This window comes from Paenibacillus pedocola, from assembly GCF_031599675.1.
Classification (GTDB): Bacteria; Bacillota; Bacilli; order Paenibacillales; family Paenibacillaceae; genus Paenibacillus_AQ; species Paenibacillus_AQ pedocola.
The window spans coordinates 4,227,074-4,251,622 of record NZ_CP134223.1; the positions used below are offsets into that span (position 1 = coordinate 4,227,074).

Consider the following 24,549-nt stretch of genomic DNA (forward strand, 5'->3'; position numbering starts at 1 on the left):
TGACATATATATGTGGTACACTGAAAAAAACGTTTTAGGAGAGGAGTGATTTAATGAGGGCAGACCGCTTATTATCCATAATGCTTCTGCTGCAAAGCCGAGGCAAACTCAGCTCACGTGAGCTTGCACGTATGCTTGAGGTCTCTGAGCGGACCGTTATACGCGACATGGAGGCGCTCAGTTCCTCCGGAGTCCCTGTGCTGGCAGAAAGAGGACGCGATGGCGGCTGGATGCTTGCTGAAGGCTACAGAACTTCCTTGACAGGAATGAAGCCGAATGAGATTGGCTCTTTGCTCCTGACAGCAGATGCCTCAATCTTAGAAGCGCTGGGAATTCAGGATGATTTCTCTTCTGCTGTCCGCAAACTGGAAGCAGCAGCCAAACCTCAAGACTCTCCGCTCCAATTTCTGAGTTCGCGTATCCATATCGATGGTGCCGGATGGCATCCTTCCGGTGAGTCTTATCCTTTCCTTACATTGCTGCAGGAAGCTATCTGGGAGAACCGGAAAGTATCGCTCACTTACAGTAATGGCGATGAATGCACGGTTAGGCTGATTTCTCCGCTCGGACTTGTGGCCAAACGCGGTGTCTGGTATGTCGTTGCCGAAACCAGCAATGGAATGAGGACCTACCGGGTTTCCAGAATCACCGATGCCCAAATCACCCGCGATATGTTTACCCGGCCGCAAGGATTTGAGCTGGCCCGCTATTGGGAGGAATCCACAGCCTCCTTCAAATCAGGGCTGCCCCGCTACCCTGCCACCTTGCTGATCTTGGAAACTGCACTAGCGTCTCTTCAGCAGGAACGGTATGTATCCGTCACAAGCATCGAGCCGTCCTTCAAAGCCGGCTGGCTGACAGTCCTTGCCGATTTCCAGACACTGGAATCCGCCTGCAAAATTATATTATCGTTAGGACAACATGCTCTGGTTACTGGGCCTCAGGAACTGATTGACAGTGTGATAACCAGCTTGCGGGAAACCATTACTTTATATGAAGAAAGAATGCAATACCCCCTTCTTTAGACATGCTTAATTGATGATTTATGTCAGTTCTTACAATAGACTGATCCCCCGTTAATCACCTATAATATTACAATACACACCATATTTTTTAGGGGGAACTTTATTATGAACTGGTTGACCAAGCTTCCGTTAAAACAGAGAATTGTTGCCGGTTGTTATCTTGTCGCTGCATTATTTGCTGTCCCGGTTTTAATCACAATGGTGATTATGGGCAAAATCATTCTCGGCATCGTGCTCGTTGCCGCATTGGCCGGCCTGACTTATCCTCTTGCGCGCTATGTTGAGAGAACGCTTACATCCTCTTTTGACGATATCTCCAATGTAACTCACACGATTGCAAAAGGTGACTTCACTCTTAGGGCAGACGAAAACGGATCGATGGGAGAGGTCAGCCGTTCCTTCAACACTATGATAGACAAGCTGAAGAAAATTCTGACAGAGGCTTCACAGATCACCCGCCATGTAATGGACGCCAGCAGAGGCATCGAGGATAAGAACCAGAACCTAAAAATAGTAATGGCACAGGTTGCTTCTTCTTCCAATGAACTGGCCCAGGGGGCGAATGAGATCTCCGTGGATATTGCAGATATGACGGATTCGATCAAGGATATTGAAATCAAAGTCTCCAACTATACAAGCTCTACCAAGGAAATGAATAAACGTTCTATACATACGCTTGAACTTGTCGAAAAAGGCAGGCTGTCCGTTGACACCCAGGCAGAAGGTATGCGCAAAAATATTGAAGCCACGAACAAGGTGGCCAGCACCATCGAGACGCTCTCACAAAATGCCCGCGGCATTTCGATGATTGCTAAGAGCATTACGGAAATCGCCGAACAGACCAATCTGCTGTCGCTTAACGCCTCGATTGAGGCTGCACGTGCGGGTGAGCATGGGCGCGGTTTCGCCGTTGTCGCTCAGGAAGTACGGAAGCTCGCTGAAGAGTCCACTTCCTCCACCAAAGAAGTCTTCGGTCTGGTCCGCAGCATTGAAGCCGATATCAAGCAGGCTGTGGAGAATATCGCAATCAATGAAGAAGTGGTTCAAGTACAGAATGAGATGATCGTCGAAACCGCACATATTTTCTCGCAAATTGTTCAAAGTGTCCAATACATAACCGAACAAATCGCTGCCTTCTCTGCGGAGAGTGACCTCATGCTGGAAAGTGCGCTCAAGATCTCCAGTGCCATTGAAAATATATCCGCGATCACCCAGCAGACTGCAGCCGGTACTGAAGAAGTATCCGCAGCCATGAACGAGCAGATTAACGCCTTGCAGTCCGTTGCCGAAGAGACCGATAAAATGACCCAAGCGGTCTTCCAGCTGCAAAAAACCATTCATATTTTCAAATTTTAGTTCACTTAATTTTACTGCTGCCGCTTACCTTAAGCGGCAGTTTTTTTGTGGCGTTACCCTCCGCATAATTTGATTTATTCATAGAAGTACTGACGATAATGCTTTTGCACTTCTCCTCTGCAGCTCCTCTTCTTCTTAATCATAACCAGTACTTCTCCCTTTAGGTCTTTTCCCCCATTTAATCTAATTCACCTCATGAATTTACAATTACTATATATAAATAGTTCAAATAGCCCATTTCTTTTTTAGTTTTGGAAGCTTGCCCCTATGTTCACTAAGCATTCAAGTAGTGGTTAGCATTTGCATTATCAGACATTTTTTTCATTATATATATCCTGAATAAAGTTCTGCAATTCGTCAATTTCTGATTTTTTCCGCAGAAAATATATTGACAAAGATAGAGTTGAAAATATATTGTAAAGTAAAATTATCCAATGAAAATTTAAACAATAATTGGCAAAATTCTCCGAAAGGGAATGACGCAAAGCCATGGATCTACAGTCTCATTTTATCGGGACCAGGACAGCCAGGTTGCCTAAGAGCCGGAACGTTTGAGATTCCTTACGTTCTAAATGACTATTTAAGCAACCGCCTGTACTCCCTGAGTACAGGTTTTCTATTTTCGCAAGATAAATACACAATGGATAGGGTGGAGCTTTTGAAAACAGTCGCAGATCATATGGCTGAGGCACTACGAAACCTCGGTGTAACACATTCCTTTGGTATCATCGGCAAATCTATATGTCCCGTTGTTCTCAAAATGGTTGATTACGGCATTGAGTTTATTCCAGGAAGACATGAATCAAGCTCCGGATTCGAAGCCGCCGGCTATGCTCTTAAAACCGGTAATCTCGGGGTAGCCTTCGGCACCTCGGGACCCGGCGGAACGAATCTACTTACTGCTGCAGCCCATGCCAAGGCAAATAACCTCCCTGTTCTGTTTATTACCGGACATCAGTCCATAAAGGAGCTGGGGATTCCCCAGTGCCAGGATTCCTCATCCTATCTGGCAGATCTGGCGGAGATGTTCAGACCCGCTACGCTATTCAGCAAGCTGGTAGAACGCGGCGATCATTTTAGTACCATTTTTAATCATGCTGTCTCTATCGCCCTAGGCGGTCAGCGCGGACCGGTCCACTTATGTCTCCCCTTTGATGTCCAGACCGAAAGGCTCGAAGAGTGCCGAATTGTGATTCCTGAACGCGAGTCACTCATCAGCATTGCTAATTTCGAGCGGGTAGTTTCCGCCATTAATAAGGCCTCTAATCCCCTTATTATCGCCGGTAAGGGCGTGAACCGTTCCGGTGCCCACCAGGAGCTTGCGCAGCTGGCTGAAACGTTCAATATTCCTGTGGTTACTTCTCCCGGGGGCAAGGGCGCCATTGCCTGGGATCACCCGCTGTATCACGGCCCGGTCGGTGTGGGTGGCTGCAGTCATGGTGATGATTTGCTGAATAGCAGCGACCTGTATATTGTACTTGGTTCTCGCCTCAGTGATATGACCATCTGTAATCTTAAGGCGGAGAATCACCCGGCTACCCTGATCCAATTCGATGTCGATCCTACTTATGTCGGTAAAATTCTGAACTCACAGACTATCCCGGTTAGCGGTGATGTACGTGACAATCTGGCTTACTATCTGGAGCATATCGATAGAGACACTATTAAAAAACATAAAACAAAAGCCGATGTTCATTATGCAGAAGAATTACCAGTACTGCCTAAACTTTCACTTGCTTCGGTAATGAGTACTTTTAGTGACATGATCCCATATAACAGTTTAGTTTTTGTGGATGATGGCAGCCATGGCTTTAATGCCGTGAAATGGTACAACGTGAAGAAACCCGGCAGCTTTATCTTCGATGCTTATTTTGCCTGCATGGGCAATGCCATCGGTATGGCTATAGGTGCTAAAGTTGCTGCGCCGGAAGAAACGGTATTCTGCATTACCGGTGACGGCTGCTTTATGATGCTTGGCGCCGAAATAAACACCGCAGTGTGCAAGAACATCCCGGTTATTTTTATCGTGGTCAACAACATGCAGCTGGACATGGCTCTAAAGGGTATGGAAAAAACAACCGGCAGAATCGATGGCACAATCTTCGAAGTTCCGATGGACGCAGTGAAATTCGCCGAATCACTCGGAGCGACCGGCTACAGATGCGAGACAGCTGACCAATTCTCTGCAGCCGTAAATGCTGCGGTAGAATCCAACCGGGTAGCTGTTATTGAGCTGCTGACCGACCGTGATGAAATGCCTCCAACGGCCCACCGCACCTTAAATCTCGACTAACCGGATTAATCGGCACAGCTCAACTTGTCATATTCTTTCGTGATGCTATCAAATTTCAGGAGGTATCTTCTGTGGAAAATACGGTTAACAGCGGTCTAAAGCACTTCTCCAATCTGTCCGGCGACTATGGCGCCAAAGCTCTGGCTCCGATTAAAGAGCATTTTCCGGAATTGGCTGAGTACATCATGGGTAATGCTTACGGCGACATTTTTCAGCGCACTACGATCGGTTCTGACTGGAAGGAAATTGCCGTCATTTCCTCTCTGATCACCATGGGGCAGTTTGAGCAATTAGGGGTTCATTATGTGATGGCGCTGCGAGTCGGTATGACCGTAGATCAGATCAAGGGGATTTTGCTACATCTGGTACCGTGCGTCGGTGCTCCGAGAGTCATTTCCGCCTTTAATGTCCTGCTTGCCACACTCGAAGAAATCCAATAAATTGATTTGTGGCACTTTAATGCATGATTCGACTTTTTTCTTGCACAATTGAGAATATTATGGTTATATTAAGGCAAATTATCCCATTACCTAAAGTTTGTTGTCGAAAACCGGCTTAAAACTTCTAGTTTTTGGATATATAAAAAAGCCGACCAATGCTGGCCGGCTCATATTTTGCAGAAGACACACACATTCAATTTTGGGAGAGATGAGCACATGGGTAAATTTATTTTGAAAACCGATTCTGTTAACAAGATCATTAATGTCGAATTAGAAGGTACCTTCTCCAATGAGGACGGCCTTAAATCGATTCAAGCTTATCAGCAGACGGTCAATCCGATCACACCCTCTGAATATGCTCTGCAGATCGACTGCAGAAAGCTAAATGTTACTGCTCCAGATGTTGTGCCGCTGTTGGAAGGCTGCTTCATCATGTTCAAAGCAGACGGTTTCGAAAAAGTAAGCCTGACCCTTGAAAACAATCCGATCCTCAAAATGCAGCTCGCCCGTCTTGGCCGCAAAGCAGGACTAGAAAACCTGGAAATCACTTCGATCGTTTAAGAGCATCACTCCACTAACTTTACAGGAGGGCTACCATGGCCGGAATACGTATTAAGGATATTGATATCTATCATCCAAGTAAAAAGATTGATAATGACTTTTTCATACAGCATTTTGACGAAAAAGGTATAGATATCCGCGGACTCCTGACAGCTCTGGGCCGTGAGAGCCGCTATAGTATTGACAACGAGGAAGAGAATTCTCTGACTATGGCTTTTGAGGCAGCAAGCAATGTACTGGACAAGACGGGCCTTACCGGTGCTGACATTGATCTTATCGCTTATGCCAGCCAGACTCCTGAATATATCTTTCCTACGAACTCGCTGATGATTCACCGGCTGATCGGCGGCGCTTCCCACACTATTTGTATCGACAGCAATGCGAACTGCGCCGGTATGACCGCTTCAGTGGAACAGGTAAGCCGCCAGATGATGGCTAACCCGAGAATCCGCCGGGCACTGGTTATCGGCTCGGACCATGTGGCTCCGCATGCCGACAGGAATGATCCGGTCTACTACGCCAACTTCGGAGACGCTGCTGCCGCAGTGATCCTCGAGCGTGATGAGAATTCCGTTGGCTTCATCGATTCCATATACCAGACAGACACCTGCGTCTACGGCAATTCGATGTTCCCTGCAGAAGGCATGGCGAATCTTGGCCGCCGAGGGGTAGGCAAAGGAGAGTTCAACGTAAAGTTCATTCCTTTTGACGACTCCATTTGTGTGGATGCAGCCTCCGAGTCTATCAATACACTCCTGAGTGATAACGGGATCGCTCCTGAAACCATTAAAGCGGCATGCTTCTCCCAGTTATCCCTGCCGAATATTCGTGCCGTATCTGACAAGACCGGTATCGGCAGCGACGCAGCCGTCTATATCGGCGATGAATTCGGCTATACTTCGACGAGCAGCCCTTTTGTCGCTCTTCATAAAGCGGTGACTACCGGCAAGATTGAGCGGGGTGACAAGGTTCTTTTCTGGACAGTCGGCGCCGGCTGGCAGAACGTAGCCTTTGTGATGGAATACTAAGCACTCATTCATTGAACTAACTAAAAAGCAACCTGAAGGCTAGCTATACTAGCCTTCAGGTTGCTTTTTGATTAAGTCAGAATTATAGACCAGCGTAATGCATTTTCAGTCGCAATACTGCTAACCCCGGCCTTCATGCTTCTCCCAGCCCATCGTCCGTGACACAGCATCCTTCCAGGCGTCATAGCGGCGTTCCCGCTCTTCTTCACCCATCCGGGGCAAGAAGTCCTTCTCGGCCTTATTGAAGCTCTCCAGCTGTTCCCTAGACCATATCCCGGAGGTTAGCCCTGCCAACAGTGCAGCCCCGAGCGCTGTCGTCTCAGCGTAGGTCGTGCGGGTCACCTCACTGCCGAGAATATCAGCCTGAAACTGCATCAGCAGGTCGTTGCGTACAGCACCGCCGTCTACACGCAGTCCCGTCAGCGGCATGCCGGCATCTTTCTCCATAGCGCCGATAACATCGCGCGATTGGAAGGCCAGCGATTCCAGAGTCGCCCGGACCAGATGGCCAGCTGTTGTGCCCCGGGTCAGCCCAAACACAGCTCCACGGGCATACATATCCCAATAGGGGGCTCCAAGGCCGGTAAAGGCAGGAACGACCACAACGCCTTCACTGTCCACAACTTCAGCAGCCTTGTGCTCCGAATCTGACGGCCCTTCGATCAATCCCAGTCCTTCATGCAGCCATTGTACGGCTGCTCCGGCTACAAACACACTGCCCTCCAGCGCATAATACAGTTCATCCCCCATCCCCCAGGCAACAGTGGTCAGCAGACCATGCTTGGAGGCAACGGGCTCAGTTCCTGTGTTCATCAGAATAAAGCAGCCTGTTCCGTATGTGTTTTTGGCACTGCCTGCCTCCAGGCAGGTATGACCGAATAATGCAGCCTGCTGATCGCCTAGCACAGAACAGATAGGAATCTCCGCACCCAACCACCGGGCCTCAGCTGTACCGAAATCGCCGCCGGACATCCGCACCTCAGGCAGCATGAGGCGGGGAATCCGCAGCTGTTCGATAAGCTGCTCGTCCCATCTACGCTCATGCAGATTGAACAGCATGGTCCGTGAAGCATTCGTAACGTCTGTAGCGTGCACAGCGCCTCCTGTGAGCTTCCAGATAAGCCAGCTGTCAATTGTCCCTGCCAGCAGCTCTCCCCGCTCAGCACGTTCCCTGGAACCTGTCACATGATCTAAAATCCAGGCCAGCTTGGTAGCCGAGAAATAGGCATCCACGACCAGACCTGTCTTGCGGGCAATCTCAGCGGCCAGGCCTTGACGTTTGATCTCTTCACACTGCTCTGCCGTTCGCCGGTCCTGCCACACGATGGCCGGATAAATCGGCTCTCCTGTGGCCTTGTCCCAAATCAGTGCGGTTTCGCGCTGATTGGTGATGCCGATACAGGATATTTCTTCAGCCGTTATTCCGCTTGTCTGAATCGCATCTCTGGCCGCTGAGAGCTGACTCTCCCAGATTTGCTCCGGATCATGCTCCACCCACCCGGGGCAGGGAAAGGACTGCTTAATCTCATATTGCCCCTGGGAAACCATTCCCGCCTGCTGATTAAAAAGGATGGCCCGAGAGCTGGTGGTGCCTTGGTCCAATGATAAAATCATGACTAGATGCCTCCTATACGTTCCACGATGAACAAGATTAAAGTTGTCCTTTCAACAAAAAGCACCTCTGCAGTCAGAGGCGCCGTCAGTCTTGGTCTGAATTTACTGTTTTTCGACAGGAAGTCTTAGCGTAAAGGTCGTGCCTTCGCCAAGTTTACTGGTGGCAAAAATCTGCCCGTGATGCGACTCGACGATATTTTTAACAATCGCCAGCCCCAGCCCGGTGCCTCCGGATTCTCCGCGTACCCGCGCCTTGTCGGCTTTGTAGAAACGTTCGAAGATAAAGGGCAGATCCTCCGGATGAATTCCTGCGCCTTCATCCCGGATCGCTATCTCCAGATAGCGGCGCCCTTCTAGTACCGCAGAACCGGTGATGATTGAGATATGTTTGTCCGCAGGGGTATGCCGGAAGGCATTATCCAGCAGATTGGTCAAAACCTGTTCCAGCTTATCTACATCCGCCGATTTAAGCAGCAGAGCACTTTCTGTCTTATGGAGCTCAAGAATGATGTCCCGCTCCTTAGCACGCACGGAGAATTTGCGGTAGATCCGCTCGAGCAGTTCGTCCATATCCACCTGTGTTTTATTCATATCCGTATGCCCCGCTTCCATCCGGGCAAGATCCAGCAGGTCTTTAACCAGCCGGCCCATCCGCAGCGATTCATCATGAATAACCTGCACAAGCTCACTGCTCTCCTCCGGCGAGGAGGCCATACCGTCCAGCAGTGCTTCGCTGTAACCCTGCATCATCGAAAGCGGTGTGCGAATTTCATGCGAGACATTCGCTACAAAGTCGCGGAGCATTTTCTCAAGCCTTACTTCTTCCGTTACATCGCGCAGCACAGCTACAGCACCACGGAGATTCCCCTCCGAATACAGCGGAGCCATATGAACGGACCACACGCCTTGCCGGACATGCACATTGGAGCGCTGGTCTCCTCCCTGGCTCAATGTACTAAAGAAGAGCGGCCGGAGCGGAAGAGGGACTGCTCCTGCAGCTCCGACATGCAGATCCTGCTCAGCATCGCTATCTTCCTCAAGGTCCTGCTCCAGATCCCCCCAGGCCTCCAGCAGCTTCTGTCCATGCGGATTCGTGAGTATGATCTGTCCTTCAATATCAAAAGTAATCACGGCGTCGGTCATACTGCGCAGAACACTGGACAGATGCCCCTTCTCGTGATTGAGACTGCGGATATTCTCCTCCAGCTCTTCAGCCATGTGATTGAATGAGGTGGCCAGCTGGCCGATTTCGTCGCTGGTCCGAAGCGTCAGCCTCGTGCCGTATTCGCCGCGGCGGATATTGTTGGCCGCTTCAATCACCTGCTGCATGGGCTGGGTAATCTTCGTAAACAGGAACAACGCAAAAAACGTTGTCAATGAAAACCCGATCATACAGGTATACATAAATAAACGCTTGATCGCCCCGGAATTGGCGAAATTGCTGTCGATATAAGGCAGCAGGAACAGCCCCAGTGTAATGAGCACGACGGCAACAAGGCAGATGATCGTAACCCACAGCTTGCCGACAAGGCTTCTCCAGAAGTTCACTTATTTAGGTACCTCGAGCTTGTAGCCTACTCCCCATACCGTGGTGATCATTGCTGCCGATTCCGGTGATACTTTATTCAGTTTCTCACGAAGCCGTTTGACATGCGTGTCCACCGTACGTAAATCTCCGAAAAACTCATAATTCCAGACATCCTTAAGCAGTTCCTCACGGGAGAAAACTTTGTCCGGCGAGATTGCCAAATAATGAAGCAGCTCATATTCCTTCGGAGTCAGACTCACTTCCTGGCCGCCTGCCGTTACGCGGTGCGCATCATGCTCAATAATGAGATGAGGGAATACAATATTGTTGCTGGAATTGCTCTCTTTCGATAAAAACGCTGTAGCCGAAGAGCGGCGCATAATCGCCTTGACCCGGTAGATCACTTCACGCGGACTGAATGGCTTAACGACATAGTCATCTGCACCCATCTCAAAGCCCTGCACCCGGTTAATCTCTTCACCCTTGGCAGTCAGCATCAGGACCGGAGTCGATTTGACGCCTCTGAGTCTCGTCAGCACTTCGATCCCGTCGATACCCGGCAGCATAACATCGAGCAGGATGAGGCCGTAATCATTAGCCGTTGCTTTGCGCAAAGCGATTTCGCCATCTTCCGCCTCGTCAATTTCGTAGCCTTCTTTTTCAAGATACATTTTCAGCAGGCGGCGAATACGTTCTTCGTCATCCACCACCAGAATTCTATTCAAATGCTCTGCCATTAACAACAACCCCTTCATCAAATACAGTTGAACGTTACCCTAGTACGTACTAGATTCCTGTGCTGCAACTGCGAATACCGTATACTCAGTCTGTCCCCGCATAAGAATGAAGCCCGGCGATGACCAGATTTACACCTACAAGGGTAAACATTACAACCAAAAAACCCAATACGGCGAGCCATGCGGACTTGCGTCCCTGCCACCCGCGGGCCAGCCGCAAATGGAGATATGCGCTGTAGAACAGCCAGGTAACAAGCGCCCAGACCTCCTTGGGGTCCCAGCCCCAAAACCGGCCCCAGGCAACCTGAGCCCAGATCATTGCAAAGATCAATGCCCCCAGCGTAAAAATCGGAAAGCCGATGGCAATCGCCCTGTACGTAATTTCATCAAGATCATTCTCGTCAATTCCGTCCAGTACCGGATGAATAGCCTTGCCCAGCGGTTTGCGCATAGCAAGACGAAGAATTCCATATAGAATGAGACCGGAAAGCAGTGACCAAATAACGGTATTGAACTTTCGTCCGGCATTAACGCCATTCATCCATGAGGGTGCTTCGAACAGCGGCTGTTTTATTCCAAGAAACGACTGGAAAACCTCTGTTTCGCTATGGTAAGGTGCCACAATCGGCGGCATTTTATAACTCACTTTCTCTATTGTACTATCTTCCTGCCCGGAGCTGTCAATCGTAACGTTGCTGCGGACAAAAACAGATTCGTATCCGGCACCGCGAAAGGCAAATACACTCCCGAGAAATCCAATTATAACAATGATTGAAAAGAGAGTAAATTCAACCAGCCTCTGCTGCTTGCGGTCACTCCGCTCCTTGCTCTCAAAATTAACAGTGCGCAGTAAGTACATCAGTCCGGCGGCAAAACCGACGGCGAAAAAGGATTCCCCGAGCGCAGCAAGCGTGACGTGGATATTCAGATAAATGGATTTCAATGATGGAATCAGCGGCTGAACCTCCTGCGGAAATACCGCCGCATACGCCATCACTATAATAGAAATTGGAACTGCGAATACCCCTAGAATGATTTTGCGGTAGATGGCAAAGATCACAGTAAACGCCACCATCACCATCATTGATAAAAAGGTCATGAACTCATACATATTGCTGACGGGAATATGTCCCGAACCCATCCAGCGGGTAATGAAATAAGCGAGATGGCAGAGCAGCCCTACGGAAGAGGCGATAAAAGCGATTCTTCCCCAGCGGGCGGTATGCTCCTCCGGCTTCCTGCCGGACCACCTGCGGCCCATGATGGCGATCGTGAACAACATAAATGCACCGCTGTATAAAAAGAATGCGGCTATAAAGACATCACTGCTGAAATCGAGCAGGCTCATGCCAGACCTCCCCCGTTGTCCAATGATTTTTCATCGACTATCACGTCTACCTTGTACAGAATAGATACGATCTCACGGCGGAAGCCGAACCAATTCTTGTTAGTGTGCCCTCCAAGGACAAGCTCACCGTTCTCAAGATTCAACCAAATGCGTCTATGCTGCCAGTAAAAGCCCAGCACGAGTCCAAGCATTACGATCCCTGCACCCACCCAGACAAACGGCATCGCCCGGTCTACACGGATATTGAGATAAGTTGTGGATTCAGCAAAATCAACATCGCTCATGCCCTGCACCTCAAGCTCCAGAAAACGTCCGCTGCCGCCCAGCTTGTCATTGATAGCCTGCTGCTGGAACTGCTCTTTATCCACCTGTTTCGGAAAATAAAAATATTGCTGCCCCTCCGCCGGCAGATCCGGCCCCGTAATGAGGAAGAGGAATGCGGGCGCATTCGGATAAGGCGATTTGGAGACCGGCTGTCCCTCATCGTTTAAGCCGAAATCCATATACTTTTCTTTAAGCGAAAGGGTGTAAGGCCCGGACTGAAATGTGCGCTGCGGGTTCTTCATATCAAGCTTGAATTTGCCATACCCTTCTCCGGTGGTGCTGTTAACGAGCTCCGGCTGCACGGAACGCAGCACAGGGGTCAGGTCATAGTCAAACTGATACGCTTTCAAACCTTTGTAGCTAAGCGGCGAGTTCACCCGGATGTCATGGACGGCAACTTCTGAAAGCTTAGGCTCCTTGGACGGGTCGGTACAGTCTGCAGTACATTCATAGAGCACGGCCTTGGTCTCATACAGCTTGGGCAGAACTTTTTTGCCGCGGAACTCCTCAGGCATTTCTTCATCCGTATAGAATTCAACGGTGAACTTCTCGTTCTTCAGATAATACGTTGTATCCGGAATCTTAGTAACCTCACCCTGCGGAAAGGCAAGATGCTGGTCCATGTTGAGTCCCGGCAATCCTCTCGCCAGTACGGCGAGCAAAAAAATAATCAGACCGATATGTATTACATACGGCCCCCAACGGCTAAAGCGGTGTTTCTCGGCCAGCAGTGCGCCTCCGTCCGTCTTGACGCGGTAGCCCTTTTTCTTCAGCGGCTCACTTAGCCGGGCCACCCAGACTTCCGGTTCCTCCTCCACCTTCGTTACCAGCACAACCTTCTGGCGGGTCAGGAACTGGCGGTGCTTGCGGATCTTCTGCCGGGTCAGCGCCTTATATAGCGGAAGGACACGGTCCAGGCTGCAGATGACCAGTGAAGCGCCAATCATCACAAGCAGCGTTACAAACCACCAGGATTCATAGGTGTGCGAAAGGCCGAGTCTATAATAAATATTCCCGGCTTTTCCGTACGTTTCTTTGTAATAGGTTGAGGCATCAATATTAAGAAAGGTGCTCTCCTGGGGGAAAATCGTGCCCAGCATGGAACCCAGCAGAGTCAGTACAATCAGGTAAATCGCTATTTTAACAGAAGAGAAAAAGTTCCAGACCAGATCGATGATCCCCGGGTTCACACGCTGTGAACGTCGGGCGACACCGTCATAGCGCATTTCAAGATTATCAACAGACTCGCGGTCCTTCTCATCCAGCGGTTTGCCGCAGGCTTCACAGAGTACGGTACCTACCGGATTCTGATGGCCGCATTCACATTTGGTATTGCTGATCAGCGGCTCCCGCCCGTTCATGGGTTCACCAGCTTTCCGATTTGCCCGTCAAGCGAATCCAGATCGAGCTGCCCGATATGAATGCTGTCCACTTTCCCCTTAGTATTAATGAAAAAAGTAGTAGGCAAAGGAGAAACGCCATAACTGCGGACAGCGCTGCGCCCGGAGTCCATGACAACCGGGAAATCGATGTCAACCAGCTTGACGAAATTCTCCACCGTCATCTGGTCTTCGCCGACGTTCACTCCAATGACTACAACCCCTTGATCCTTCCACTTCTCCCACTGTGCCTGCAGAGCAGGCATTTCCTTCACGCAAGGTCCGCACCAGGACCCCCAGAAATTAAGCACCACCGACTTGCCCTTATACTCATCCAGCGTATGGGTCAAGCCGTCAAGGCCAAGCAGCTCAAAGGATGGCGCTTTACCACCTTCCCTGGGCTTTCCGTCTCCCCCGAACACCGAGGAACCGATTGCATAACCTCCAAGCAAAAGTATTACTGAAAGAATTACGATTTGAATCGGCTTTCTCGCTTTGCCCACACGCGAAGCCCCCTTCTGTGACGCAACTCATACTTTAGTTGTCAGGTGTGAACATCCTATGAACATTATACCGAATATTGTCACAGTTTTAGGAGAGGGAATTGTGAACTTTATGTGTCTTTGCGTGTCGTATTTGCTTTTAGCGCACCAGCCTTAGCAATTTGCTGCAGATGGTTAATTTCATCCTTGGTCAGATGGCGGTAGGAGCCGCGCTTAAGATTCTGCAGCAAAATGTCCCCGAAGGAAATCCGTTTCAGCCGGATCACGGGGTGGGCAATCGCTTCGAACATCCGGCGTACCTGACGGTTGCGTCCTTCATGAATCGTAATACTGATGACGGATTCTTTATTGACTTCATCCACATCCTTGTATTCCACTTCCGCCGGAGCGGTCATACCGTCCTCCAGCTTGATGCCCGCCTTAAGCTTGTCCAGAGCTGTTCCGTGCGGTATACCCTTGACCGTGGCCAGATACGTCTTCGGCACGTGATGCTTCGGATGGGTGAGCAGGTTAGCAAACTCTCCGTCATTCGTCAGCAGCAGCAGCCCTTCCGTGTCATAATCCAAACGGCCTACAGGATATACGCGCTCATTGATGCCCTTCAGATAATCTGTTACTACCTTGCGGCCCTTGTCATCGGATGCGCTTGTGATCACGCCTTTGGGCTTGTTGAACATGATGTAGATTTTATTCTCGCCCCGGATCAGCTTACCGGCCACTTTAATAATATCTTGTTCGGGGTCCACCTTCGTGCCAAGCGTAGTTACGAGTTCCCCGTTGACTTCCACTTTACCGGCCAAAATCATTTCTTCACATTTGCGTCTGGACGCAACACCTGCTTGCGCCAAAATTTTCTGTAATCTTTCCATTTTCGACTACTCACCTCAGGTTAATGATAACCATCAGCGGGATAAATCACAAGTTCATTCCATGGAAAAAATACTCCCGGGCACGAATTACTATGCGGTTCGATGAGCAAAGGGGATATTTCATAACGTGCAGCCAGCTCCAAAATGAGCTTACCTGCAGCAAACAGCTGTGCTTTGCGGCCAGTGAGCTGCGAAACTTCTTCTTGCTCCCCGTAGTTCCCCTCCAGACAGACATGGATGTGATCCGGGTCTGTTAACAGGGGGCCGGCGTAGATTTCGCCATCCTTGGCCACCCAAAAGTCAAATCCTTTCCCATTAATGGACGGACAGCGGGAATGATGCAGTATGAACCCTTTATATTCCATCGCATGGGCCTCCCTCCGTGTTGCTGCAATAGCATATGATTAGGGAGAGGGCGGGGTGACGGAAGGTTTTTCAGAATACGATCTGATGGGCTGCTGTCGTAACTGCGGGGATGTTTGGACTTCCGGCCGCTGTTGTCTGCAGATTTCTTGAATTTGTACCGCTGTTCGCAGTGGAAATCTGCAGACAAAGGCGGACGCTATCGCTCCTACAGTTCCAAAATCCCCTCCGTTACTTTTGCCCATCCGCTGCGCTTGAAGACAAAAGCAAACCCTCACCCCGCGAAGGGTGAGGGCAGAATAGAGCAAGCAGCTCGGAGCGCTTGACGGGGGGGCACGCACCAAGCGGAAAAACTCCATCTAATTCAAATTTATTTTGCTCAGGTCAAACAGGTAAAGGAGAGAAATAACCGAGCTGAATATACGTCTGTCTGCGAAAAAGCCGAGTCCTGCCGAGAAAGCCACGGCTCCGCAAAAAACATTTATGAAAATCAATTCACTCCGGCCAAGAAATTCTGCGTTGAATAATAATAACAAATAATTCAGTGCTGAAAGCAGCACCCATACTCCGAGAATACAGCCAGCTTTTTTCATGAGCCATCTTCTGTTAACGTCCCATTCTTTCTCCAATACATCTGCCGCGAAATTGAATAGATAATATAAGACTCCTGCATAACAGGCCAGCAAGATAAGAACAAACTCCATGCTTCCATCCCCTCATTGTAAACGTGCTCTGGAACGGGTAATTCCTTGATAACTGATTCCCCATGACCTTAACACATTTCTGCAAATCCTGGAATAAAGCATTCCACATAAAAACTGGTGTTCAAATACCCCAGAGGGAGTTATCCGAACACCGGTATACAAACTTGCTAGAGGATTCCTGCGGGGTGGGTGCAGGGTGAAGCCAGCCTTACTCTACAACCTCTCCCAGCCCTTCCTTGACCATCACATCCTGCAGTGCGCTGAGCGCTTCAGCAGCCTGGCTGCCTTCCGCAATTAGGCTCAGGGTATCTCCAGGCTCCAGTCCTAGCGACAGTACGCCAAGAATCGATTTCAGGGTAACCTTCTTGCCGTTGCCTTCGGCGAAAACCTCGGTATCTTTGAATTTTGTAGCTGTATTGACCAGCGCGGTAGCCGGACGGGCGTGAATTCCGTCTTCATCGATGATTTTGAATGTCTTTTGCATAATAGGTTCGCTCACTTTCTTCAATTAGAATAGTTTAGGCTAATACAGTATATAGAAGCTCTTGTTCCTTCACGGAGGTACGGCCTGCGGATTTGATGGAATTGTACTCCTGAATATTCGTAATAATGACTGGTGTAATGGTGCTGTAGCCCGCCTTTTCGATCTCAGCCAGATTGAATTCCATCAGCAGGTCGCCGACGGCTACCTTTGTTCCAGCTGTAACCTTAGGCGAGAAATGCAATCCTTTCAGCTTCACTGTATCAATACCGATATGAATCAGCATCTCGGCCCCGTTGTCACTGACCAGACCGATGGCATGCCCGCTCTTTGACAAGGAGAACACTGTGCCGCTGATAGGTGACACTACCCGCCCCTCAGAAGGTTGAACCGCAAAGCCTTTACCCATGATTTCTTCTGAGAATGCAGGGTCATTCACTTCGCTGAGCGGCTTAACTTCACCCTTAATCGGGCTGTAGATGGCTTCGCTTACCTTAGGTGCGTCTTGCGGTTCCAGTGCGGCTGCACTAACGGATACATTACCGGGAGCAGGTACAGCTGGAGCTGCTGCTTCTGTTGCTACAGCCGCCTCAGGCTCGTCTTCAAAGCCCATGATGTAAGTTGCAATTGCCGCTACAGCAATACCAATGGCAAATCCGATCAGAGAATAGACAAACGTTTCGCCAATAACCATCGGAATCCCGGACAAACCGGCCAGACCGCCGATAACATAAGCTTTTACTTTAAACATACTCAGGAACGCTCCGCCAACAGCTCCACCGATCAAAGCGCCGATGAACGGTTTTTTGAAGCGCATATTAACACCATACATTGCAGGTTCGGTAATTCCCATCAGTGCAGTTACACTTGTAGAAAGAGCCAACGGTTTGAGCTTGCTGTTTTTTGTTTTCAGATATACCCCAAAGGTTGCACCGGCCTGGGCAAAGTTAGCCACCATCATAATTGGAATGATGTAGTCATATCCAAGGCTGGCAATCGAGGCAATCATAATTGGAATCAGCGCGTAATGCATGCCTGTAATAATCAGCAGGGACATCGTACCGCCGAGCAGCAGGCCTGCAAACAATCCGGTATTATCAAACAGCCAGGAAATCCCGTCGGTCAGGCCATTACCGATAATAACGCCCAGCGGACCTACAGCAATCAGTGTCAAAGGTACAATTACGAGCAGAGTAACGGTTGGAACAATGATCAGCTTGAGCGAAGCATGAGTAATTTTATCTACTGCTTTTTCCACATAGGAAGCCAGCCATACCGCGATGATAATCGGAATAACGGACGAAGAATATGTTGCGGCAACAACCGGCAAGCTGGCAAAGGTAATCTTATCACCTGAGCCCAGCAGCGTTGTTACCGTCGGATGCAGAATAGCAGCACCGATTGCAGCGGCAATATACATATTGCTTCCCAGCTTACGGGCGGCACTGACCGCCAGAATGATCGGCAGGAAGTAGAATGCGCCGTCGCCGATAGCCGAAAGAATGACATAGGTTGAACTCGTGGTGCCCATCCATCCCGCTGCTACCAGGATAGCAATGATCCCTTTGATCATCCCCGCACCTGTAATCGCCGGCAGAATCGGAGTGAAACTTCCTGAGATAAAATCGAGTATGCTGCTCAGCACATTCTTTTTCTTTTTAGCACCCGCATCAGCGGAACCGGAGCTTACTTTTCCGTCGGGAGCTCCCGACATATTCTTCACAAGCTCGTTATATACGACCGGCACATCATTACCGATGATGATCTGGAACTGGCCCCCGTTGATCATAACGCCCATAACGCCCGGTGTCTTCTGCAGCGCCGCTTTATCAGCCCGCTGATTATCATTGAGGTTGAAGCGCAAGCGGGTCATGCAGTGGGTAACCTGGTCAATATTCTCTTCGCCGCCCACCAGCTGTAGTATTTCTTTGGAAAGTGCTGTCTTATCCATTATATTATGCTCCTTCAATTCTGAGTTTTGGGGTAACAAAAAAACCTAAACACCGCGTATTGACGCATTCTTGCCGTCCATACATTCAGCGCTTAGGTTTTGCCTGCTTAAAGTAACAATCCCATTCAGCCATTATTCTGTTTTCTCTTCGTTTCGGACAATCCGTTCAATATGGATGGTCATATACAAGATTTCTTCCTTAGACAAATTACGTTTGTAGATTTTGCGGGTGTAATCCGCAATTTTCACTGCGCAGGCATGTGCTGCCGGATATTGAACGCTGACGAGGTCATGCAGGGTATGATCCATATCCTTATCATCAATCGGTGTTCCCTGAACCACCCGCTGGGCAAAAAACTTCAAATGCGTCAGAAAGCGGTAGTAGCTTAAGGATTCCTCATCCAGCTCAATCATAAAGCTGCGTCTTACAATATTAAAGATGTCCTTCACAATATTGGTAATGCTTACGGTTTCGCGCATTTCTCCATTCAGCTGGGCATTCACCAGATGCATGGCAATGAAAGCACACTCGTCTTCCGGCAGAAGCACACCCAGCCGGTCTTCGATAATTTGCAGCGCTTTAAGGCCGATCGAGAATTCTTTACGGTACATTCTCCTGATCTCCCACAGCAGTGCATTCTTGATTTGCAGCCCCTGACGGTAACGGTCGATGGCGAAATGGATATGATCCGTCAGTGAGATATAGATGCTGTCGTGCAGCTTCTCACCCAGCACCGTCTCCGCGTAGCGGATCACTTCATCAGAGCATTCCACATATTCCACCTGAATGTCCGACAGCAGTGTCATAAGCTTTTGTGAGACTTCTTTGTTATCCAGTGAGAACACCTTTTCAATCTTGTCCTCATCAACACGATCGCCGGTATGCTTCTTGAAGGCAATCCCCCGTCCCATAATGACCAGTTCATTCTGGCTGGCGTCCATTACAGTTACAACATTATTGTTGAGCACCTTCGCAATTTTCATTCCATCACCTTACACCGTCAGAGTAGTAAAAAGGCAAAACCAAAACAGGCTCGAAATGCCGGTTTCTGGTTTTGCCTGATAAGTACAGTAACAATCCAGTTATTAGTTTTCCTTGTACAAGCATATTAGCACATTGTCTGCAGAATGACAACGCTCTTATGAAAACGGTTTATCCCCTGAAACTTAATCAGCTTATAATACTTCCCCGTTAGTCTCAATGACCTTTTTATACCAGTCAAAGGAATCCTTCTTGCTGCGATTAAGTGTGCCCTGTCCCTCATCATTCCAATCAACATAAATAAATCCATACCGCTTGGACATTTCCGAAGTGGACATGCTGACCAGGTCAATTGGGCCCCAGGCTGTATAGCCAATCAGTTCTACACCATCCTTAACCGCCTCTTTCATCTGGATGATGTGCTGCTTTAGGTAATCGATCCGGTAATCATCGTGGATGGAACCGTTAGCTTCGACACGGTCGATCGCCCCTAAACCGTTCTCTACAATAAACAACGGCTTCCGGTAACGGTCATACAATGTATTCAAAGTAATGCGCAGGCCGACCGGATCGATCTGCCAGCCCCAGTCGGAAGCCTGCAGATAAGGGTTCTTCACCCCGCCGATCAGGTTACCGGCAGTCGCTTCGCCTTCCGGTCCTGCCGTTACAGTCAGCGTCATGTAATAACTGAAGGAGATGAAATCAACGGTGTGTGCAGCCAGAATTTCATCATCCCCGGGCTCTCGCGCAATGACAATGTTATTTTCGGCAAAATAGCGCTTCATGTAGCTTGGATATTCCCCGCGGGCATGCACATCGGTGAAGAACAGGTTCATCTGGTTCTCCTGCTGGCTCTTGCGGACATCTTCAGGATTGCAGGTATGCGCATAAGATTCAATGCGTGCCAGCATGCAGCCGATCTGTGAGCCGGGAATAATCTCGTGGCCCAGCTTTGTTACCAGTGCACTCGCTACAAATTGATGATGTAGAGCCTGATAGACGGTCTGCAGTTTGTTCTCCACTTTGTCGGCCAGGATGCCGCCGCCTGTATACGGGCTGAACAGCATAACGTTGATCTCATTAAAGGTCAACCAGTATTTTACTTTATTCCGGTAACGGGTGAATACGGTTTCGGCATACTTCACATAGTGCTGGATGACTTCGCGGCTGGCCCATCCGTTGTATTTCATAGTCAGGCCAAGCGGAGTTTCATAATGCGATAAGGTTACCAGCGGTTCAATGCCGTATTTAAGCAGCTCGTCAAAGACATTATCGTAGAACTGCAAGCCTGCTTCATTCGGCTCCGCGTCATCCCCGTTCGGGAATATCCGTGCCCAGTTGATGGACATCCGGAAGACTTTGAAGCCCATTTCCGCAAACAGGGCAATGTCTTCTTTGTAACGGTGGTAAAAATCAACACCTTCCCGTTTGGGAAAGCGCTCACTGTTGTCGCCGGCAAGAATCTCCGCAATGCGCTCCGAAGAAATCTCCATGGAGTGATCGCCTTTACGCTGCGCCTTAGGTACATAAGCGATCATATCCGCTGTGGACAAACCTTTGCCGTCCTGATCAAATCCACCCTCAAGCTGGTTGGCAGCCGTAGCGCCGCCCCACAAAAAATTGTGAGGAAATCCTGTGTTTGCTGTGAACATGAATATACCCTCTTTTCTATAATTTCATTATGATATGGCCAGAAAACAAGAAAAACCTAAACCGTTGGGAAATCCATTCGAGCTCTTCAAGAAGAAGTCAAATGATTTACCATCAGTTTAGGTTTTGCCTGGCACGGCCAGTAACAATCCATTAAACGATGAATTTAAGGATTATTTAGTTAAAACAATCCTAACACAGCATTTACGAAATTTCAAACATTAGCTCTAATTTGTTCTAACCAAACGCCAGCATACATATGGCGATAGCTGCGATAAAACCGACAATATCGGAGAACAAGCCGACCTTAAGTGCGTACCGCCCGTTGCGGATGCCCACAGCGCCGAAATAGACGGTCAACACATACAGCGTAGTGTCTGTGCTGCCCTGGATTGTGGAGGCTATCATGCCGATCAGTGAATCCGGCCCGTGGACGCGGATGAGGTCTGTCGTATAGGCAAGCGAGCCCGTGCCGGTCAGCGGGCGGAGCAGGCCAAGCGGCAGCACCTCGGGCGGCACGCCAAGCCCCTGCAGCGCCGGTGCGATGAATCCCATCAGGAAATCCAGTGCGCCGGATGCACGGAACACGCTGATGGCGACCAGCATGCCGACAAGATGCGGGATAATGGCAATGGCGGTCCCGAAGCCGTCCTTGGCGCCTTCCACGAAGGACTCATAAACAGGAACCTTGCGCGTAAAAGCATAAAGCGGAATGAATGTGATCATGACCGGAATCGCCCAGGCCGATATGAGGCTGATTAGCTGGAACAAGCGCGGCTCACCCTTTCATGGAGGAATGCGGGAGGGCCGGCCCCCCTCTGGCTGAATCCTTTGGCCAGATCACCGGCGGCTTCGGCGGCCTGCGCAGCAGTGTCAGTCGGCGGAACAGCCTGTCCGCAGCAACCGCTGCCAGCGTTGCCACCGCCGTTGCAGCGAGCGTTGTGCCGACAATACCGGCCGGTTCAGCCGAGCCGTAGTTGAGCCTGATCGCAATCAGCGTGGCCGGAATGAGTGTAATGCTGGCAGTGTTCAGCGCCAGCAGCGTGCACATCGCCGGAGTAGCAGTCTCCTTATCAGGGTTCAACGTCTGCAGCTCCTGCATCGCCTTGATGCCCATAGGTGTTGCTGCATTGCCGAGACCTAGCAGATTCGCACTCATGTTTGAGAGTATATAGCCGATAGCCGGATGGCCTTTCGGCACATCCGGGAACAAAAAGCCGACTACCGGGCCGAGCAGACGGGCGATTTTACGCAGCAGGCCTGCATCCTCCGCCACCCGCATCATCCCCATCCAGAATACCAGTACACTGATCAGGCCGAAGCTTACGGTAACTCCGCTTTTGGCGCCGTCAAAGACAGCTGCCGTGAACTCATCCATACGGCCGTTTACGGCAGCGAAGATGAAGCCGATCACGATCATCGCCAGCCAGATTCCATTAATCATGCTGTTCCCCTCCCCCTCCGCTTTCCGTGTTCCGACTATTTCCCCATTTGCAACAGCGCACGCAGCGCACTGCCCAGCGCCTGCAGCCAAGTGTCTGCAGGATATGCAGCGGCCCCGGCCGGAGTGTATCGCTTCATATATAAAGATTGCTCCGGCGGAAGCTTATCCGGCGTATAAACCGGCACCCGGCCGATCTCCTTCCCGCCGAGCTGCAGCACCAGCGATCCCTTCAATCCAAAGCTGCTGCGGGCATCAGTCCCGCCAGAAGCGCCCGGCTGCTCATTCAGTACGAGCTTCGTGACAATCCTGGCTTCTTCACCTTGTCCTAGCGGATAAGCGAACTTCTTTGACGTTACGAAGCTGTATCCGCTGATGCCTTCCCCGCGTTCAATTAAGGTTTTGAGCGGATAATGGTTAAAGCCGAAATTGAGCAGCGCCGCATGGTCATTCCAGTCGTTGCCGTCATTCAGCGTAACTGCTACCAGCTGCTGCCCGTTACGGGTAGCGGAGCTGACCAGACACCGCAGCGCCTTTTTGGTATAGCCTGTCTTCACACCATCAGCACCTTCATAGAGGCGCAGCATTTTATTTTTGTTGGCCCATTTGTAGTCCCATTTCTCATACGGATTGTCGGCTGTCTTCTCCTGGGTCTTCACAATCTCCTTAAACACAGGATTATGCAGCGCGTACGCGGTCAGGACGGCCAGATCATTGGCGCTGGAATAATGTCCTTCAGCATCCAGCCCGTGCGGATTGGCAAAATGCGTATGGGTAAGTCCAAGCTCCTCCGCCTTGGCATTCATCAAATAGACGAAGCCCTGTTCTGATCCGCCGACATGTTCGGCAATCGCAGTCGCCGCATCATTCCCTGAACGCAGCATCAGACCGTAGAGCATATCCTCCAGCTTCATTTCCTCTCCCTGCTTCAAGTACAGTGAAGAGCCTTCTTTGGCAAAAGCATTCTTCCCTACTTTGACCTTAGAATCCAGATCCCCATTCTCTATGGCCACTATGGCAGTCATGATTTTGGTCAGACTGGCGATCAGCATGGGTTCATCCCCCCGGCTGCTGTAAAGAATCCTGCCGGATTCCACATCAATCAGTGCCGCCGCCCTGGCATGAGTTGTGATAGAGAGGTTCTCCGCATGAACCGGATAAATTGGAGCGCAAACCGCCAGCAGTGTGCACAATATCAAGATTAACGACAACCTAAAGGTTAATGTCTTCATGTTCATCCTCCGGCTTCTGATCAGATCTTAGTCTTCCGCAATGAAATATCATCTATGTTGTACAAGTGTATGCATCATGGGGAAGAGGTATGTCCTCCGCTTGTACAGCACCCATACAAAAAGGGACACCGCCCGCAAAAGGCGATATCCCAATTTTTCAACGTGATCTTCTAGTGGGTGGATGAATTCAAATTAACTTCTTTTGCATTAACGGTTGTTTTCGCAACTGGAGGAGCACCCACTACCTCTGCGCCGACAGGTGTACCGTTTTGAAACATATTCTGGATTTTGTCGATCAGGTTTGGCGTAGCGTCAATAATTTTCTCGAACAGATGGGTCTGATTATCCAGCGGCACAATATGTACCCCTTCTCTGCCCACTACGAGAAACGCGATTGGACGGATCGAAACACCGCCCCCGCTACCTCCTCCGAAAGGAAGCAATTTGACCCCGCTTCCGCTGCCGTTCACACCAGGAGCGTCATCTTCCACCCGGTAATCACTGCCGCCTGCGGCAAATCCAAACGCCACTTTACTGATCGGCAGAATAACACTGCCATCCGGTGTTTCCACTGGATCTCCGACAATCGTATTGACATCCACCATACCCTTGATATTTTCCATCGCCGTCTGCATCAGACCTTGGATCGGATGGTCACTCATATTGTTAGCCTCCTTTGAATTCTAGGGACTTCTAATTCTTTCACAGGTGATATCATCCCCCATGGGCACCATTTGTAT

General features: G+C 49.8%; 22 protein-coding genes and 1 riboswitch. Of the genes, 6 read left to right on the plus strand and 16 right to left on the minus strand.

Going from position 1 to position 24,549, the window contains the following annotated elements:
* Window positions 1-53 precede the first annotated feature (53 nt).
* The 6 genes from QU597_RS18800 (at window position 54) to QU597_RS18825 (ending at window position 6,703) form a co-directional block, all read left to right on the plus strand.
* A complete protein-coding gene (locus tag QU597_RS18800) occupies window positions 54-1,025 on the plus strand; it encodes a helix-turn-helix transcriptional regulator (RefSeq protein ID WP_310829346.1) in 972 nt (323 codons plus the stop codon).
* Window positions 1,026-1,130: 105 nt separating this feature from the next.
* On the plus strand, window positions 1,131-2,381 hold the full coding sequence (locus QU597_RS18805) for a methyl-accepting chemotaxis protein (protein ID WP_310829347.1): 1,251 nt from the start codon (window positions 1,131-1,133) through the stop codon (window positions 2,379-2,381).
* A gap of 445 nt (window positions 2,382-2,826) precedes the next feature.
* Window positions 2,827-2,920: riboswitch (cyclic di-GMP riboswitch) on the plus strand.
* A 110-nt stretch (window positions 2,921-3,030) separates the two neighbouring features.
* Window positions 3,031-4,674: a thiamine pyrophosphate-binding protein gene (locus tag QU597_RS18810; protein WP_310833356.1), complete on the plus strand. Its 1,644-nt coding sequence runs from the start codon at window positions 3,031-3,033 to the stop codon at window positions 4,672-4,674.
* Window positions 4,675-4,745: 71 nt separating this feature from the next.
* The gene (locus tag QU597_RS18815; RefSeq protein ID WP_054941389.1) at window positions 4,746-5,114 is read left to right on the plus strand and encodes a carboxymuconolactone decarboxylase family protein; all 369 of its coding nucleotides are present in this window, start codon (window positions 4,746-4,748) and stop codon (window positions 5,112-5,114) included.
* Window positions 5,115-5,330: 216 nt separating this feature from the next.
* Window positions 5,331-5,675 carry a hypothetical protein gene (locus tag QU597_RS18820; protein WP_236331723.1) on the plus strand — a complete coding sequence of 115 codons (345 nt, stop codon included), beginning with the start codon at window positions 5,331-5,333 and terminating at the stop codon, window positions 5,673-5,675.
* Window positions 5,676-5,710: 35 nt separating this feature from the next.
* Window positions 5,711-6,703, plus strand: coding sequence for a 3-oxoacyl-[acyl-carrier-protein] synthase III C-terminal domain-containing protein (locus tag QU597_RS18825; protein WP_206100869.1), 993 nt, complete (start codon window positions 5,711-5,713; stop codon window positions 6,701-6,703).
* 120 nt (window positions 6,704-6,823) lie between these two features.
* Here QU597_RS18825 and glpK read toward each other — a convergent pair whose 3' ends face one another.
* The 16 genes from glpK to ytfJ all read right to left on the minus strand — a co-directional run bounded on the left by glpK (window position 6,824) and on the right by ytfJ (window position 24,471).
* Window positions 6,824-8,317 carry a glycerol kinase GlpK gene (gene glpK, locus QU597_RS18830; protein ID WP_310829348.1) on the minus strand — a complete coding sequence of 498 codons (1,494 nt, stop codon included), beginning with the start codon at window positions 8,315-8,317 and terminating at the stop codon, window positions 6,824-6,826.
* A gap of 102 nt (window positions 8,318-8,419) precedes the next feature.
* A complete protein-coding gene (locus QU597_RS18835; protein ID WP_310829349.1) occupies window positions 8,420-9,865 on the minus strand; it encodes an ATP-binding protein in 1,446 nt (481 codons plus the stop codon).
* Window positions 9,866-10,582 carry a response regulator transcription factor gene (locus tag QU597_RS18840; RefSeq protein ID WP_020427515.1) on the minus strand — a complete coding sequence of 239 codons (717 nt, stop codon included), beginning with the start codon at window positions 10,580-10,582 and terminating at the stop codon, window positions 9,866-9,868.
* Window positions 10,583-10,667: 85 nt separating this feature from the next.
* Entirely contained in the window at window positions 10,668-11,930 is a 1,263-nt protein-coding gene (gene ccsA, locus QU597_RS18845; RefSeq protein ID WP_310829350.1) for a cytochrome c biogenesis protein CcsA, read from the minus strand.
* Window positions 11,927-13,615 carry a cytochrome c biogenesis protein ResB gene (gene resB / locus QU597_RS18850; protein WP_310829351.1) on the minus strand — a complete coding sequence of 563 codons (1,689 nt, stop codon included), beginning with the start codon at window positions 13,613-13,615 and terminating at the stop codon, window positions 11,927-11,929. The genes ccsA and resB overlap by 4 nt, the downstream gene beginning before the upstream one ends.
* Entirely contained in the window at window positions 13,612-14,136 is a 525-nt protein-coding gene (locus QU597_RS18855) for a redoxin domain-containing protein (RefSeq protein WP_054941395.1), read from the minus strand. Before QU597_RS18855 ends, resB begins: the two co-directional genes overlap by 4 nt.
* A gap of 110 nt (window positions 14,137-14,246) precedes the next feature.
* Window positions 14,247-15,005 (minus strand): pseudouridine synthase, encoded by a 759-nt coding sequence (locus QU597_RS18860; protein ID WP_236331736.1) that lies wholly within the window; start codon window positions 15,003-15,005, stop codon window positions 14,247-14,249.
* 20 nt (window positions 15,006-15,025) lie between these two features.
* On the minus strand, window positions 15,026-15,370 hold the full coding sequence (locus QU597_RS18865) for a peptidoglycan recognition protein family protein (protein ID WP_310829352.1): 345 nt from the start codon (window positions 15,368-15,370) through the stop codon (window positions 15,026-15,028).
* 910 nt (window positions 15,371-16,280) lie between these two features.
* On the minus strand, window positions 16,281-16,556 hold the full coding sequence (locus tag QU597_RS18870) for an HPr family phosphocarrier protein (RefSeq protein ID WP_310829353.1): 276 nt from the start codon (window positions 16,554-16,556) through the stop codon (window positions 16,281-16,283).
* A 34-nt stretch (window positions 16,557-16,590) separates the two neighbouring features.
* Entirely contained in the window at window positions 16,591-18,504 is a 1,914-nt protein-coding gene (locus tag QU597_RS18875; RefSeq protein WP_310829354.1) for a beta-glucoside-specific PTS transporter subunit IIABC, read from the minus strand.
* A gap of 132 nt (window positions 18,505-18,636) precedes the next feature.
* Window positions 18,637-19,488, minus strand: a complete 852-nt coding sequence (gene licT / locus QU597_RS18880; protein ID WP_310829355.1) for a BglG family transcription antiterminator LicT — start codon at window positions 19,486-19,488, stop codon at window positions 18,637-18,639.
* Between the two features lie 192 nt (window positions 19,489-19,680).
* The gene (locus QU597_RS18885; RefSeq protein ID WP_310829356.1) at window positions 19,681-21,138 is read right to left on the minus strand and encodes a glycoside hydrolase family 1 protein; all 1,458 of its coding nucleotides are present in this window, start codon (window positions 21,136-21,138) and stop codon (window positions 19,681-19,683) included.
* A gap of 235 nt (window positions 21,139-21,373) precedes the next feature.
* Window positions 21,374-21,862 (minus strand): spore maturation protein, encoded by a 489-nt coding sequence (locus QU597_RS18890; protein WP_236333198.1) that lies wholly within the window; start codon window positions 21,860-21,862, stop codon window positions 21,374-21,376.
* Between the two features lie 52 nt (window positions 21,863-21,914).
* Window positions 21,915-22,580, minus strand: coding sequence for a nucleoside recognition domain-containing protein (locus tag QU597_RS18895; RefSeq protein WP_310829357.1), 666 nt, complete (start codon window positions 22,578-22,580; stop codon window positions 21,915-21,917).
* 35 nt (window positions 22,581-22,615) lie between these two features.
* Window positions 22,616-23,809, minus strand: coding sequence for a D-alanyl-D-alanine carboxypeptidase family protein (locus QU597_RS18900; protein WP_310829358.1), 1,194 nt, complete (start codon window positions 23,807-23,809; stop codon window positions 22,616-22,618).
* Window positions 23,810-23,979: 170 nt separating this feature from the next.
* Window positions 23,980-24,471 carry a GerW family sporulation protein gene (gene ytfJ, locus QU597_RS18905; protein WP_310829359.1) on the minus strand — a complete coding sequence of 164 codons (492 nt, stop codon included), beginning with the start codon at window positions 24,469-24,471 and terminating at the stop codon, window positions 23,980-23,982.
* Between the last annotated feature and the right edge of the window lie 78 nt (window positions 24,472-24,549).

Bases quoted from the DNA above. Each gene is read 5' to 3' on its own strand.
- QU597_RS18860 (WP_236331736.1), bottom strand. From the start codon at position 15,005: ATGGAAAGATTACAGAAAATTTTGGCGCAAGCAGGTGTTGCGTCCAGA.
- QU597_RS18825 (WP_206100869.1), top strand. From the start codon at position 5,711: ATGGCCGGAATACGTATTAAGGATATTGATATCTATCATCCAAGTAAA.
- QU597_RS18875 (WP_310829354.1), bottom strand. From the start codon at position 18,504: ATGGATAAGACAGCACTTTCCAAAGAAATACTACAGCTGGTGGGCGGC.
- QU597_RS18820 (WP_236331723.1), top strand. From the start codon at position 5,331: ATGGGTAAATTTATTTTGAAAACCGATTCTGTTAACAAGATCATTAAT.
- QU597_RS18870 (WP_310829353.1), bottom strand. From the start codon at position 16,556: ATGCAAAAGACATTCAAAATCATCGATGAAGACGGAATTCACGCCCGT.
- QU597_RS18890 (WP_236333198.1), bottom strand. From the start codon at position 21,862: ATGATCACATTCATTCCGCTTTATGCTTTTACGCGCAAGGTTCCTGTT.
- QU597_RS18895 (WP_310829357.1), bottom strand. From the start codon at position 22,580: ATGATTAATGGAATCTGGCTGGCGATGATCGTGATCGGCTTCATCTTC.
- QU597_RS18885 (WP_310829356.1), bottom strand. From the start codon at position 21,138: ATGTTCACAGCAAACACAGGATTTCCTCACAATTTTTTGTGGGGCGGC.
- ccsA (WP_310829350.1), bottom strand. From the start codon at position 11,930: ATGAGCCTGCTCGATTTCAGCAGTGATGTCTTTATAGCCGCATTCTTT.
- QU597_RS18840 (WP_020427515.1), bottom strand. From the start codon at position 10,582: ATGGCAGAGCATTTGAATAGAATTCTGGTGGTGGATGACGAAGAACGT.
- QU597_RS18865 (WP_310829352.1), bottom strand. From the start codon at position 15,370: ATGGAATATAAAGGGTTCATACTGCATCATTCCCGCTGTCCGTCCATT.
- licT (WP_310829355.1), bottom strand. From the start codon at position 19,488: ATGAAAATTGCGAAGGTGCTCAACAATAATGTTGTAACTGTAATGGAC.
- QU597_RS18805 (WP_310829347.1), top strand. From the start codon at position 1,131: ATGAACTGGTTGACCAAGCTTCCGTTAAAACAGAGAATTGTTGCCGGT.
- QU597_RS18900 (WP_310829358.1), bottom strand. From the start codon at position 23,809: ATGAAGACATTAACCTTTAGGTTGTCGTTAATCTTGATATTGTGCACA.
- resB (WP_310829351.1), bottom strand. From the start codon at position 13,615: ATGAACGGGCGGGAGCCGCTGATCAGCAATACCAAATGTGAATGCGGC.
- QU597_RS18800 (WP_310829346.1), top strand. From the start codon at position 54: ATGAGGGCAGACCGCTTATTATCCATAATGCTTCTGCTGCAAAGCCGA.
- glpK (WP_310829348.1), bottom strand. From the start codon at position 8,317: ATGATTTTATCATTGGACCAAGGCACCACCAGCTCTCGGGCCATCCTT.
- ytfJ (WP_310829359.1), bottom strand. From the start codon at position 24,471: ATGAGTGACCATCCGATCCAAGGTCTGATGCAGACGGCGATGGAAAAT.